Raw genomic sequence first — 13,739 nt, 5'->3', positions numbered from 1 at the left:
CTTTCCTCCCTTTGTTTGCGAGCCCTGAAAGATTTCCACTAGTTCAGTGCACATGTTGAGCGGCTGGCGGGAGAATTTTGGGCTCTTTATTGAGAACTCGGACCCGCGAGATCAGCTCGTCGGAATTTTCCCAACCACATTCGTCCTCCTCCCGCAACCAGCGCGCACGGATGTATCCGAACCTGTCGATTAGGAATTCCATGGAATGTCTTCCCATTTCCAAACGCTTGGGATCTCCACGATTTGTAGTGCTCCGGGAGAGCAGATCGTAGCTTTCTCTAACCTCTTGTGCTCCACGCCGGACATTCGGGACGCCCGCCGCCAGCTTTGCGTCCGGCGACACGATAATCGCCCACAATCGTTCTTTCCGGAATCTATTCTGCTCAAGGCGTAGCTGTTCAACGCGCATTGCATCGGACTTTTCGGGAAACACGAGCAGCACATTGCTTTGCTCACGGAAGTCCTTCAGCTCCCTCTCCGCCCCATTTTCGTCCTCTAAGAAAAAATTGGGAGCCCCCAGCCACGGATGATCGGGTACGATTTCAGGCGACAGGAGGCGCGCCTGAAATCCCTCTGAAAACGTCCGCAGGAAGTTGATCACATCCCAGCGGGCCTGTTCGTCCAATACATCAGCAAATCCGGGCATGCCGCTTTTTGGAATTCCATGGCTAAGCCACCAAAACATGTCGCCGGCCGTGTGCAGCGCAGTATGCGGTTCGCTCAAATTCGCGGGCGGCTTGGGAAGGGTCGATGCCGCCGGACCATCGCCAAGCCCTCCGCTGCCGTGGCAATCCGCACAATTCTGGGCAAATAGACGCTTTCCATTGGTTATTGATATCGTCGAATAGGCAACCGAAGGGCGGCGGTAAGTATCGGGATAGGCTTGCACGGATATCTGCGACAGACCGCCTGCGACCGAAATAACGGCGGCGGCGCCTGCCGCGACTGCTTTTACCTTTTGCGGCTTTCTCAAACAAACGAGCAGGCCCCAGAAGAGTGACAATAGTGCTAGTGAGAAGGCGCCCGGCGCGATAACGGGCGTCGGCCACGCCGGCCACGTGGCTTCGATCGAAAAGCGAAACGGCAGCCACCAGATGGGCTGATCATGTCGTGCTGGTATGACTGAAGAGAGCGCGGCTGCGCAGCCGACGATCAGAACACCGCAAAAGAATTCAGTTGCTGCCCATCCAGCTCCTGCAAGAAAAGCCACGGGTCTTGCTCCTACGGTTTCCATGACGGGTAGGAAGCGCGCGCGAATCCGATTGGCCACCAACAGGATGCATGCAAGTAGAGCAAGCTTCGTTATAATTAGTTGACCGTAGGTCGTGCCAAGCCACTCGCCAGCCGAACTAGTGGAGCTAAACGCGAGCACCAAACCTGATGCGACGACGACGACCACGAATCCGATTGCTAGTTGGGAGAAACGTCGCAGCGTCGCTGCGACATAGACGCGCCGAGTCTCCGTGGTGGTGACAGCGACCGAAGCCACCAGCCAGATCCAAGCCGGTAAGGCCCCAAGCCAAGCAGAAACCGCGAGCACGTGAAGTTGATAAGTCGGAACGAGCCAACGGCTGTCGTCTTCCCCGGCGGCGTGTCCAGCAAGTGGACCAATCAGCGCGATCAGTGCTGCTGTCCCGGCTGTCACGATTGAAGCTGAACGTTGCCGCTCCCTCGACCAGCCGCGAATTAGGATCGCTGTCGGCAGCAGCAAAAGAAGAGAGAGCGCTAACCTTGCAAGCGTGATCCGACCGTAATGTGTGTCAAATCCGAAGCTTTCCAGCGTCTGGCCAGCCGCTACTATCTCCAGTAGGGCCATATCTGTCGCAATCGCGACTTGAGCGATAAATAACCCGGCGGTAGCGAAGAGGTGAATGCCGGCTGCCCAGAGAAAGCTCACCTGCACTCGTCTTTGCCAAGCGGCAAGGAACGCATCGGAAGACGGCCCTGCCAGCAACAGAAAGAGTACTCCGCCTATGACCCATGCAAGCGCAATGTCAGCGATGGCCTTGCACAGAGCTGGAAACAATACAGTCATTCCGCATGCCTAACGTTCCTTGACGGTGAACTGATAGCCGTAGTCCACCACATGCCCGTCTTGCGAGAGCACGCGGTAATGAACCGAATAGCTGCCCGGTCTCATGTCAGATACTGCCGTTACCATGCACTTCGGATCATTGCCTGCTTTCAAATTGCCGAGCGTTAGCGACTGACCGTTGGCGTTCTTGAGCTCCACTTTCGAAAACTTGAGCTCTATGCGTTCGTTGAAGCACAGTTCGATCTGCTGCGGCGAATGAGCTAACACTGCCCGGCTCGCGGGATCTGACTTCACGAGAGCGGCATGTGCAGAGGCAGCCGTCGGCAGGCACACGAGGCCAACGCACAGCAACGTGATGCCAAGCGCTGATGCCGGACGCCGGCTTGCGGACGAGAGTTCTTTTACCGTCCCTTCAATCAGCCTAGTTCGCGCCCTGCCGGCGCCGGCAGTCAAGTTTGGCGTGCCAGCAGGATCAAGTGATGGCCGCCCCGTCGCTACTCGGATGCAATCGCTCTTGTTTCTGTGTTTTTCGTGAGACATGCGTGTGCCCCTTATGGCAAGACAGCGGTCGACAAAGTGATAGCCTAGCTTTCCTTCCGCAACGTGGAGTACCAAAACATGGCGGCCCCGGCTGCCAACGTTCCTAGAACGATTGCGAAACTGTCCCTATATCGGACCCAAATCCCGTTGCCGTAACCAACCGAAAACGGAAATCTCGATACGTATTTCGGTCCGTCGCCGACTGTCACGAGGCCCACAAAGCGCCCGGATTCGGGGAACGTGTACTGAAACGATAGTGAGCCTGTCGGATATTTTTTTGGCGGGATTCGAAGGACGGCCTCGCTGTCTACGTCGTTGCCGGCGTCTCGCAACAACCGCACCTCGATGGGCAGATCACGTAGCACATCGCCGATGGTATCCAAGACGATGACGGTGCGGCCGATTTCCGGAATGTCCTCGCAAAACTCCTGATTCCCCTGCTTGACCGGCTGGTATCCGGTAAAATGCATCATATAGGGCCCTGCGCGAAGCTTGCACACGTCTTTCTCCATCGATACTCCCCCGTGTGCAATCGCTGGCCGCGCCCCACCGCAGTCCAGGATGACGAGCAAAGATGGAATTCCAAGCACTGCGGCTTTTACTATGTTCAACCCGCCCCTCCTTTCGGATTCTCAGCCGTGCGGTTGTCGGGATCGGTGAATACAGGAACCATGGGGCCGCTGACGTTTGAGATTGTCCGCTTGCCGTGCTCGTCATAGAAGAACAACAGTCCTCCCAACGTGTTGTCCGGATCGTTGATCAGGCTACTCAAGCGCTCCGTCTCCCATGCCGCGTCGGCCGCTTCGATATCGACTGTCTTCGTTTCACCCGGCTTGAGCGGTCGGCTGTCGCTCACCTTTAGCCCATTCGGAGGAAGCAATTCCTTGGGGTAATTCGGATCCACCGTCGCCATTGCCTGGCTAACCTCATGGTTGATGAAGCGCTGATTGGAAGTTAAGAGCTCGCCAAGCTGCACTGACGAGCTCCCATTGTTCGTCAGTGTCACGTTCATACGAAGCGAGCGGCCAGGGACGTCATAGTTTGACTTGTTGACCGCAACTTTGACCTGCTCAGGCACTTCCGGTAGGGGCTCGACGGTTGCGCGGGACCCTTGCAGCGGCACCGTCCTTGGATAAGCGGTGTCGGTCGCCTGAAAGCCGAAGAATACGATGAGAATCGTCGCCACGAGCAAACCGGCCCCGAATAGGCGATCGATGCTGGTAACGAGCTGAGATCGATCGCCGCCTTTTTCCGTCAACGCGCGAAAACGTGGCAGCAGGAGCGGCCGGCGCAACCACCAGACAAGCCACACGATGGCGATCGCAACCCACAAGCCATGCCAGAAGAACACCCTGCCAAGGCCCCAGGTTTCGAGATTGTCGATAGTCTCGCCACTGAGAGTTTTGATTGAAAGCTTGAAGTCGCTTTCGTTCCCCGTCACCGTCAGCCAGTTTCCCGGTCCGAGCAGCGGCCCGGCTCCCATCACGTTGATCATCGGATGGACGTGATGGTGGCCTGGCACTCGTCCTTTGAGCACTGTTTTGAATTCATAGTCCCGGTTCAACTCCAGTTTGGTGGACTGAATTGCCGGGACGCCATTAATGTAGCTCTCGGTTCGGGCTAGCACCGGGCCCGGCGTCCCGTTTCCCAGAAAGGCCGCTTCGGGAAGGGGTAGGTTGACTGGCCAGATCGGGAAGAGTCGGAACTTGCCGGTGACAACGATTTCACCGTTCACGGGAATTTCGTTCGTGCTCCACTTCACATCGTAAAAATGAGCCGTTCGCATCCGCAGAAACGGCTCCTGATTGCGCTCACCATGCGCCAGAGCAGCATCTGGGACGAAGGTCAGTATTCCAATCTGCATGATCGCCGCCGCTGCCGATAAGACTACACGCACGCATGAGCCTTTGCGGAAACAGAATGTTCTCATTTGGAGTCCTCCACAGTTCCAGCAGGATCATTCGGCTGCGACGAAGCGCCCTTGCAGGCTGGTACCGTCCACGGATTTTCGGGCCGTCTCAGCTGGCTCATCCTTATCGGTGAGCCCCATGAAATTTTTCAGGGTGTTTGGCGTCGTTACCACGCGAGCGAGGAGCATTCCGATATGCCACCACGCCAAATACATCAGTATGGATACGAATGCCGAGAAAAAGGACGCGATAATGGCCGAGTGGCCACCAAAAGTTCGAAGCGTGCCCCGCTCTATCAGCCGGATATACTCAGGCAGGGCGGTGCGGGTGAAGGCATAGCTGATGTAATCGCCCACGGAAACAAGCTGCCCCATCACTTCTACGGGTAGCCGATATGGCGCCAGCCAAAACCAGTTAGTCGGGTAGAAAAGTAGTGCGAACGCAAAGGCGCCGGACATCGCCGTGAACAAAAAATTCCCGGTCAGCAAAAGAGCGACATCGAGGACTAGTGCGCCAGGTATCAGCAGCGCTGGAATGACCTCGCTCATCGGAAAGTACGACCACAGGTGGAAACCGAAATATCGATTTATCCACTGACCGAACAGGAGACAAACGACCGCAAATGTAGCGGCGATTGGAAGTCTAAATTTCGTCCAAAACACATACTGCAAAGCTGCAGGGAATGTTATGGCCATAATTGGAGTCAGGGTGACCCACCACTGTCTGTCTTTCCAATCGATCCACATATCCCAGTCCCCTGCGGTCAGCATGCAATGCAGGTGGAATGCGCCGGAGATGGCCAGAAAAAGGATGGCGGCGACGAGAAGGTCAAACACTCTTGAGATTCTTGCTGACTCTTTAGGCCATTCGAGCCCATACAGTCTCACAGACGTTCCTCCTTGCATGGCTTCCTCCTAATTCTTCTACCGAGTTGAGATCGACCTTCCTAGAAGCCGACGCCCGACATGATTACAAGACGGCATGCTTTGCACATGCTGGGCTGTCAGCGATTAATGGTTCATAAGCGGTTTCACCGCTGGGTGGCGACCGAAACTTCGTCCTCTTGGGAAAGCCGCCCGATCACTTCAAGCATGTGCATCGCGATCTGGATCAGGAGCCCACCCAAGGCCAGCACACTCCAGCCCATCACGACAAAACCCCAGTGCAAGGGATAGGAGAACACCTCTTCCATCAGGAAGAAGGCATGGCCCCACTCGTTGTAGCCTAAGTTCGGCAATATTAGAAACGGACCTACAACCACGAGCACGAATGGGATTGAGATCTGCGTTGCGAACTTCGGCAGCCTCGTCATCGCGTACAGAAATGATCCCACGCCAAACAGCACGTAGAGTGGCATGGTGCCGTAGAACAGCACGATGTGACTCGGCGTGAAGCTTGTATCCCGGACCACAACCTGATGCCATGAGGCGTCCTGCTCGGCAAAGAAGCTGGTAGAGAACCAGACGCAAAAGGCATAGACGAAGATGAACAGGACCAGATTGAAGTAACGCCGGAGCTCTTCCCGCGGTTTGAGCGCGCCAAGATTGCGGTCTCGCGTGAACCATAGATACGCCCAAGTCACCACCCAGAGCAAAGGGATGACGCTAAGCTCAACCTTCAGCAACGTCATCCAGGCAGCATCGAACGCGGGCTCAGTCGAATCGAGGCCGGCACTCCAAGCATAGACCTGCTGAAAGATGCGCCAGAACACCATCAGCGCCAGCACCGCCAGAGTGACTCCTGCTGCAAGTTTGAAATTCCCCAACGGCTGAGTACGGTCCTCAGCGGCAGACTTGGCGTTATGAGTCATCGTGATCGACATCTTGTCTCCTCCTTGAGATTGCCTAAGGTGTGGTGTTGTTTACGAGGGTGGCGCTCACTCCGATCGTTGACCGCAAGGATAGGATCTGCCTTCACGCTCCCAGCTTTCTGGTTACCTCCTTGCGAACGGCGCACGCATAGATGTTGATTTCGAGACCGATCGGTAATTCGACGACTTTTGGGGCTTTCGACCGCCTGCTCGAGCATGGCCTGCCCGATGCCCTGGGCAAGGCCGCCATGGACCTGGCCCTCGACGACCATGGGTTGATGAGGCGGCCGAAGTCGTCGGCCGCCACGAAGTATTGTGCGTGGTATAGGCGGCGAGCGCGACCATCGGCAGCGCGACCGACTTGTCGGTGCCGGTGACCTTGAACTCGCCGTTTTCGATGACGATGTCGGCCTCCGAACATGCGCGGCGATCTTCTTGGCCTTGGCCTCCGTCTTCTCCATCGCCTTGAGACCGACAGCCGCCGAGCGCGAGCCGTAGGTGCCCATGCCGGACTGCACCTTGTCGGTGTCGCCGTGGACGATCGAGACCTGGCTGATGGGAACGCCGAGCCGCTCCGCGATGATCTGGCAGAACGTCGTCTCATGGCCCTGGCCGTGGCTGTGCGAACCGGTAAGCACCTCGATGGTGCCGACCGGGTTGACGCGGATCTCAGCCGATTCCCACAGGCCGACGCCGGCGCCTAAGCTGCCGACCGCCTTCGAGGGGGTGATGCCGCCGGCCTCGATATAGCAGGACACGCCGATGCCGCGCAGCTTGCCTTCGGACTTCGCCTTGGCCTTGCGGCCAGCGAAGCCTGCGTAGTCGAGCGCCTTCATCGCGGCATCGATCGAGGCGTTAAAGTCACCGACGTCGTAGGCGATGATAACCGGCGTCTGATACGGAAACGTGGTGATGAAGTTCTTCTTGCGCAGCTCTGCCGGATCGACCTTCAGCTGCCGCGCCGCGGTCTCCATCATGCGCTCAAGCAGGTCGCTCGCCTCGGGTCGGCCCGCGCCCCGATAGGCGTCGACCGGCGTCGTGTTGGTGTAGACGCCGATCACCTCGGCATAGATCGCCGGGATCACGTACTGCCCCGACAGCAGCGTCGCGTAGAGATAGGTCGGCACCGCCGACGAGAACAGCGACATATAGGCGCCGAAATTGGCATGCGTCTTCACCCGCAAACCGCGGATCTTGTTGTCCTTGTCGAACGCCGTCTCGGCTTGGGTGACGTGGTCGCGGCCATGCGGGTCGGTGAGGAAGGCCTCGGTGCGGTCGCCGGTCCATTTCACCGGACGGCCGACCTTCTTGGAGGCCCACAGCGCCACCATCTCTTCCGGGTAGATGTAGATCTTGGAGCCGAAGCCGCCGCCGACGTCGGGCGCGATCACGCGCAGCTTGTGCTCGGGCGCGATGTTGTAGAACGCCGACAGCACGAGGCGGGCGACGTGCGGATTCTGCGATGTTGTGTAGAGCGTGTAGTGCTCCTCGGCCGCGTCATAGTCGGCGATCGCCGAGCGCGGCTCCATCGGATTGGACGCGAGGCGGTTGTTGGTGACATCCATCTTCACCACGTTCACGGCCTTGGCGAAGGCGCCGTTCACGGCGGTTTCACCGCCGATGACCCAGTCATAGACCTGGTTACCGGGAGCTTCGGGGTGAAGTTGCGGCGCGCCGGCCTTGATCGCGGCGTGCACGTCGGCAACCGCCGCCAACTCTTCGTAGTCGACGACCACAGCCTCCGCCGCATCGCGCGCTAGATTCTTGCTTTCGGCGATCACGACCGCAATTGCCTGTCCGACGAAGCGCACGGTTTCCGGCGCCATCGCCGGCCATGCGTCCATCTTCATCGGGCTGCCATCCTTGAAGGTGATGGCCCAGTCGCAGATCAGGTTGCCGACCTTGTCGTCGACGATCTGCTTGCCATTGAGCACCGCGACCACGCCAGGCATCCCCAGCGCGGCGGAGGCATCGATGTTCTTTACCTTGCCGTGTGCATGCGGGCTGCGGATGAAATGGGCATAGGTCATGCCTGGCAACTTGATGTCGTCCACGAACCGGCCCCTGCCAGTAATGAACCGCTTGCCTTCCTTGCGCACAACGCTGGCGCCAATCCCATCCAGACCCATGTCTGTCTTCCCGAGCAAACTTTATTTGCGCACTTACGTTTTGAAAGCTCTCGATCGGCGGAGCCGCGCTGCTTATTCGGCGGCCTGCGAAACCTTCATGCGGCCGGCCGCATCCAGCACCGCCTTGATGATGTTGTGCTAGCCGGTACAGCGACAAATGCTGCCTTCGAGCTCGCGGCGGACGATGGCTTCATCGAGCAGATCACCATGACGGCGCACGATATCGCCCGCCAACAGGATCACGCCCGGCATGCAATAGCGTATTGCAAACCATGATTATCTCGATATCTTTGATAACCTGATCAATGCTTCGCGTCGATGGCGTCCCGTCGGGGTTAGCTCCCCAACATGTGTGATTCTTTCGTGAGGGTTCTTTCTGCCTGTCTTGTTGACGTAGCGAATGCGTGCGCGTTTAGCCATTCTCGTAGCCTCCTGATCTCTCCTAAATCTGCAAGTCCTGAAGGACCAGCATAGACCAACGGTTGGATTCGGCGGCCACCAATCCAGGTAGGTCAGGTGCGCTCCCACCCTTGAGAATTGAGCGTCCGCCATCAACTGAAATTTCGCATTCACAGCATAGAAGACGATCAGCGGACCGAACTCGGTGGCGCAGCTGAGCATCATATGCGGTGCGTCTCGTCGTCCATCACCAGCGCTGGTTACCAGTACCGGCCGTTTTGCTCCCTTACACATCACGAAGGTTGGCAATATACAACCTGACGCTGCGTAAGCTTCAAGCCCCTGCGGGGTGTCCAATTATCCTATGCTGGCAAACGCAATGACCAGCCCATGCGCCTCCCCTGCCGATGCTTGGCTTGTGGTATCGACGGGCTGCCTGGGGTGATTACGCCTGCATTCGCTCGGGGAGCGTCAAGATGATCGTGCATCCCGCGGAAGGTGGTACAGGCAGTCGAGACGCGCAGCGGGTTCGCTGTGCTAATCAGCGCGTTATTGTCGAGGACGATCTTGAAGCAGCCATCCTCAAAAGCCGCTTTCATTTCGTTATGGGTGACGTTGCAGTCGTCCGGCAAGCCACCTTGAGCCTTGGCTTCTTGGACGCTCGCGTTGTATGTCAGTTCGTTCTGGAGGCGCGCGGCAATGTTCATCCTGCCGACGTCGCTTGCGATGTCGCGGATGTTCTTACGCACATCTGGATTTCGCAAGGCCGCGAGCCCAATGAGCGTGAGGAGGTGCGCGCGATCGTCTTCGTTCTCTAGGTGGCGCACCTCATTGATACCGCCCTAGGCATCGGCCAACTTGGTCTCGAACTCCGACATGGCTGCTTCGAGCGCATCCGGATCCATGCCGTCGAGCGGGATGCGATTGAAGTAGTTCTGGCATGCCACATCCTGGGTGTTGTTCTTGTAGCTCTGCGCCTTCTTGCGGTCGAAGACCGATACGTGGTGAGCCTTCGTGAGCCTTACCATGCATATTGGCGAACTGGCGCAGGTAGCACTGTGGCACGCAGTGCTGCTTTATTGGCCGATTTCGAGTTTTTCCCATGCAGGCGTTCCCCCCCAGTGGCCATGTTGTTTCCCAGACTTGGCTTGTTTGTGCAAACGCAACCCGCGGCATCCAAATACTCGGACGACCAGCCAAGGTGACAAACCTACCGGCGCTGTTGAATGTTCGCTAGTGCCGCTTATGCGATGTCGCAGGTAGGGCGAGCAGGGTATGAACCTAATTTGACGTCGACAGTTTAGCTCAACCAGATGTAGGAGTATCAGATCAAGTCACGAATCTAGAATCTGTTCGTTTGGCATGCACGACAATAAACCGGCCCTCAACCCACGCCACGGATGGCAGCCAGGACTGCTCCGCGAGATTGTGCTCGCGACAGCTAGCAAGATGTTGAGTCATGGGATTCCGGTAACGCCACAGCTGTCGACGTTGCTTGGATGAACCACACGGAATCGAGGCCCTTAGTGTGACTGTAGCGTGAAATGTGATCGATCAGGTTCTGTCGAGCCTGCGCGTAGTTCGCCTGGTGTTTATTAAAAATCCCAAGTGAGCAAGTTACAGGGCCATCACTGAGCTCCCTGCGGAGTTGCACAAACACTCTCATAGCAAGCCTTCTCACCCTTGTAGTTGGCCAGCGCTTGGACCAACGGCGGCGTGACGTGCTGTTTCAGTTCGTCGGGGATAGGCTCAGGACCGCTTAGCGAGTTCAATGCCACCTCGACCAATTCGATTGCGCGATCCTTGTTGCCGCTCTCATAATAATACTGCGCGACCGCCCCATAAGACAGCCACTTGAGGCCACCGTCCCGGTGCGGAGGATTCAGCGCAAGAATGTGTTCGGACAACTCTTTGCCCATCGCAAGGCGCTCGGCAGACGGGAAGTGGGAGTTGTCATTCGCCGGATTGAAGAGTTGACGCAGCGCCTTTTCCATCCACACCTCATTGTTTTTGTCGATCGCGTCGCGAGCGAATTGCCTCATAACCGGCAAGCCGGTCTGCATGTTGCGCAGCTTGTGAAGCAACAGATCCGCATGGCGCCCGCGGAAGGCGAGGTAGTCCGGCATCACCGCGAGGGCCTCTTCGACCGCCGAAACCGCCTTTGCCCAATCCTCCGCTTTCATCGCTGCGAGAATCGGCTCAGTCAACGCCCGCCCGCGCGTCATTTCGTCCATTTCGCGTCGTCCGGTCTCGATCCGCTCTGTGTCGGCGGCTTTAGCTTCATCGCTGGTCCGCCAGCTGCCGTTAAGAACTTTCGGCAAGACGTCATCGAGCTGCATCGGAGGACCGATAAAGGCGATGTGGCCGTCACGGTCAACGACGAACGAGGTAGGAATCCCGACAGAAAAGCTGGATTCCATCCAAAGCTTGTTCATTTCGCCTGTGGAGTCGAACCCGATCCGATAGTTCAGGTTCGAGAACTTGTCGGTCAACCACGCGTCCAGGCTTCTTCGGGCCTCGTCCGCCGTTGCAGCTTCTTCGTAAGCTGCGACGCCGAGCACCTCAAGTCCGCTGTCTTTGTATTTCTCTTGCAGCTCTACTAGATGAGGCATCACTGCCGCACATGGTCCGCACCAAGTTGCCCAAAATTCGACGATGTACACCTTCCCGGGCTGGAAGCTCGTGAGGGGCTCGCCTCGCAGCCAGTTCTCCACCTTGATCGGGGGAGCTTGGGACTCCATGTGCAGCATCATGTTGCTCTCCAAAACTATTGCCACTCGTTGCGCGATTTCGTGTGCTAGCCTGTCTCTCTCAGAAACGGAGCACACGGGTTCAAGAGAAGGAGAGCATCACTCGTTTTGCGCATCTGGTGTGCGCTCAGCCCTCACTCCGTGTTCTGCATCCCAATAGCAACAGGCGTGCCAGCTCAGTCAGCACGCATCAAGCGCCTGACTACGCTTTGAAAACCCCAAGGCGCCCCAAACGCAGCCGGTGTTTTGAACCTGACTGACTTTGTCCCGAGTCAGAACTTGGACACGAATCGCGCGCTTCGCGCCACCAGAAAAGCTGGTTTGTGAGTCACCGAATGGAGCCTGCTAACACCTTTCCCCGCCAGGCAGGATGAGAGGAGATCGCGATGCAGATCGGAATCGAAATAGCCAAGGCAGAGGACCGCGACGGGTTCGTGGTCGATGACGACGGAATCATTCGAGGGGGCACTAGAGCACGAGCTGCGGATCGGTGCGCCTTAAAAACTGCCAGTGCTCGCCAGCACGCCAAGCGTTTCCTGCACCAACTGGCACTTCGATAAATTTGCTGTTCAGCCGCGTGAATAGCGGCCGGACAGGAGTTTTCGCGGATGTTCGAACAAGGCTGCCGCCCGAAGCGAGCGGCCCGATGGTCATAGACATGCCAGAGAACAATGGTGTGCTGGTCGGTCGGACTACGGAGAATCAAGAAAATCGTGCTGGGCATGGCAGCCCTCATCGCGCAGGGAGGGACTAAGCTAACTTGCTCGAACTTTGATTGCGAATGCTTGCAGACCGTTTGGGAAGCGCCCGACCGCCAAGTCCGCTAGTGTTCATCAAAGTCCATCTCCGATGCGGGCGACAATGTGTTCGCTATGGTATGAAATCTGCTGTCCCGTTTTTCTGAATAGGCACAAGCATCTATGCCGCGCCGTGGAGGACATAGAGGTTTCTCAACCTCCGAGCTAAGCTCGGATCCGGCGCGCGGGCTGCGGAGGGTTCAGCTCGACAAGCTGATTGACGAGGCTCGAAAACAACAGCCTGTCAAAATCGGCCCCCCTTTGCAATTTTCCGGCCTAGTCAAGAGCACCGCTTCGAAGGCCTTGCGTTGGTTTATTGTCCGGAGATCTCACAATGGTGCGCTAGCTTTCGAGAAGCTGACGAGCCTCGGCCCGATGCTTGGTTCGACGTTGAGAACGCCGTCCAGCCTTAACCGGCAGGGATGTTAGCGGCAGCGACAGCTGGACGGTGAATGTCCTGTGCGTTCCCCCGAGCTGCGGTGCTCAGAGCTGTAAAGAATGGACGACTAACTACCCTCGGAGCCCGCTTGGTCTAGGCCGACGGAAGATTGAACGCCATCTACGTCATCCAGGATTTCCTGCCTCAGCTTGGGCCCATGGCTTAGCCGCCGGCCCAATGCTGCGACGAAGTTATCATAGCGCGCTCCCGCTTGTGCCCGCGCGGCCTTTGCGGCTGGCTCGGGGAGTAGCGGTGTCGTCGTGAGCCAGAACCGGATGAAGAGTGCGATGGTCTCGACCGAAATCCCGACATCCCGCTCGAGGCGAGCGATCCGGCGGTCGATCTGATCGAGGCGCTTGGCAATAGCGGCCTCCCGCCGCTCGTCGGCGTCGGCGTCGGGCGACAGGAAGGACGCGATCGCGGCCTCTGCGATGAGCGATAGCGATTGCTCTCGGCGGGCCGCGTAGGCCGAGAGCGCCTTCATGACATCAGGATCGAGATAGACCGACATCTGGGATTTCTTCTTTGGCGTGGTCATGCCTGCCTCACAGTCCGAGATCGTCGCCCTGAGCCTGCAAGGTGAAGGCGGGAGAGCCGAAGCGGCGGAGGTTTTGCGCGCGTTGGTCGATCAGGTAACACTCGTCCCCGATGGCGAAGAGCTGGCGATCGTGTTGCGCGGCGACCTGGCCGCGATCCTGCGCTTTGCGGCGGGCAAGAAAAACCCCGACTTCCTCTCAGAAGCCGGGGCTCTGGATGGCTTGCTATCGCAAGCATCGGTGGTTGCGGGGATAGGATTTGAACCTAAGACCTTCAGGTTATGAGGCCGAAGGTCGGAATGAACGCAATTTGCGCCCCCGAGCGCTTCGTAGGCCAATTGAACCGGTTCGTCCTATTTGTACGCCACAGCCATCCAGCAGCCATACCCTCGCA

Annotated in this window: 12 protein-coding genes and 2 pseudogenes; 2 read left to right on the top strand and 12 right to left on the bottom strand. The window is 57.7% G+C overall.

Features of this window, described 5'->3' with window-relative positions; translation table 11 throughout:
• Positions 1-43: 43 nt before the first annotated feature.
• From ACVILL_RS21120 to ACVILL_RS21080, 9 genes and pseudogenes are all read right to left on the bottom strand, one after another.
• A complete protein-coding gene (locus tag ACVILL_RS21120) occupies positions 44-2,035 on the bottom strand; it encodes a c-type cytochrome (RefSeq protein ID WP_456730813.1) in 1,992 nt (663 codons plus the stop codon).
• 9 nt (positions 2,036-2,044) lie between these two features.
• Complete coding sequence (locus ACVILL_RS21115; protein WP_456730812.1) at positions 2,045-2,575, bottom strand: copper resistance CopC family protein; 531 nt, start codon at positions 2,573-2,575, stop codon at positions 2,045-2,047.
• Positions 2,576-2,619: 44 nt separating this feature from the next.
• Positions 2,620-3,087, bottom strand: coding sequence for a hypothetical protein (locus ACVILL_RS21110; protein WP_456718389.1), 468 nt, complete (start codon positions 3,085-3,087; stop codon positions 2,620-2,622).
• 95 nt (positions 3,088-3,182) lie between these two features.
• Positions 3,183-4,505 carry a bacterial ammonia monooxygenase, subunit AmoB gene (amoB, locus tag ACVILL_RS21105; protein ID WP_456730811.1) on the bottom strand — a complete coding sequence of 441 codons (1,323 nt, stop codon included), beginning with the start codon at positions 4,503-4,505 and terminating at the stop codon, positions 3,183-3,185.
• Between the two features lie 27 nt (positions 4,506-4,532).
• Positions 4,533-5,390 (bottom strand): bacterial ammonia monooxygenase, subunit AmoA, encoded by an 858-nt coding sequence (gene amoA / locus ACVILL_RS21100; RefSeq protein ID WP_456730810.1) that lies wholly within the window; start codon positions 5,388-5,390, stop codon positions 4,533-4,535.
• A gap of 125 nt (positions 5,391-5,515) precedes the next feature.
• Positions 5,516-6,307 (bottom strand): bacterial ammonia monooxygenase, subunit AmoC, encoded by a 792-nt coding sequence (gene amoC, locus ACVILL_RS21095; RefSeq protein WP_456730809.1) that lies wholly within the window; start codon positions 6,305-6,307, stop codon positions 5,516-5,518.
• Positions 6,308-6,398: 91 nt separating this feature from the next.
• Positions 6,399-6,467, bottom strand: a complete 69-nt coding sequence (locus tag ACVILL_RS21090; RefSeq protein ID WP_456734319.1) for a hypothetical protein — start codon at positions 6,465-6,467, stop codon at positions 6,399-6,401.
• A 1-nt stretch (position 6,468) separates the two neighbouring features.
• A pseudogene (locus ACVILL_RS21085) lies at positions 6,469-8,424 on the bottom strand (xanthine dehydrogenase family protein molybdopterin-binding subunit); the annotation flags it as partial.
• Between the two features lie 72 nt (positions 8,425-8,496).
• Positions 8,497-8,711, bottom strand: a pseudogene (locus tag ACVILL_RS21080) (2Fe-2S iron-sulfur cluster-binding protein); the annotation flags it as partial.
• Positions 8,712-9,299: 588 nt separating this feature from the next.
• Between ACVILL_RS21080 and ACVILL_RS21075 the strand changes: the two are divergent.
• A complete protein-coding gene (locus ACVILL_RS21075; protein WP_456730808.1) occupies positions 9,300-9,641 on the top strand; it encodes a hypothetical protein in 342 nt (113 codons plus the stop codon).
• Between the two features lie 24 nt (positions 9,642-9,665).
• Here ACVILL_RS21075 and ACVILL_RS21070 read toward each other — a convergent pair whose 3' ends face one another.
• From ACVILL_RS21070 to ACVILL_RS21060, 3 genes are all read right to left on the bottom strand, one after another.
• Complete coding sequence (locus tag ACVILL_RS21070; RefSeq protein ID WP_456718394.1) at positions 9,666-9,851, bottom strand: hypothetical protein; 186 nt, start codon at positions 9,849-9,851, stop codon at positions 9,666-9,668.
• 600 nt (positions 9,852-10,451) lie between these two features.
• Positions 10,452-11,576 carry a TlpA disulfide reductase family protein gene (locus tag ACVILL_RS21065; RefSeq protein WP_456730807.1) on the bottom strand — a complete coding sequence of 375 codons (1,125 nt, stop codon included), beginning with the start codon at positions 11,574-11,576 and terminating at the stop codon, positions 10,452-10,454.
• Positions 11,577-12,876: 1,300 nt separating this feature from the next.
• Entirely contained in the window at positions 12,877-13,347 is a 471-nt protein-coding gene (locus ACVILL_RS21060; protein ID WP_456730806.1) for a CopG family transcriptional regulator, read from the bottom strand.
• On the opposite strand from ACVILL_RS21060, the gene ACVILL_RS21055 reads away from it, so the two are divergent.
• A complete protein-coding gene (locus ACVILL_RS21055; RefSeq protein WP_456730805.1) occupies positions 13,346-13,630 on the top strand; it encodes a hypothetical protein in 285 nt (94 codons plus the stop codon). The two genes, ACVILL_RS21060 and ACVILL_RS21055, sit on opposite strands and share 2 nt — an antisense overlap.
• Positions 13,631-13,739 lie beyond the last annotated feature (109 nt).

Source organism: Bradyrhizobium sp. USDA 3364, assembly GCF_054056355.1.
This window is presented reverse-complemented; position numbering and strand designations above follow the sequence as displayed.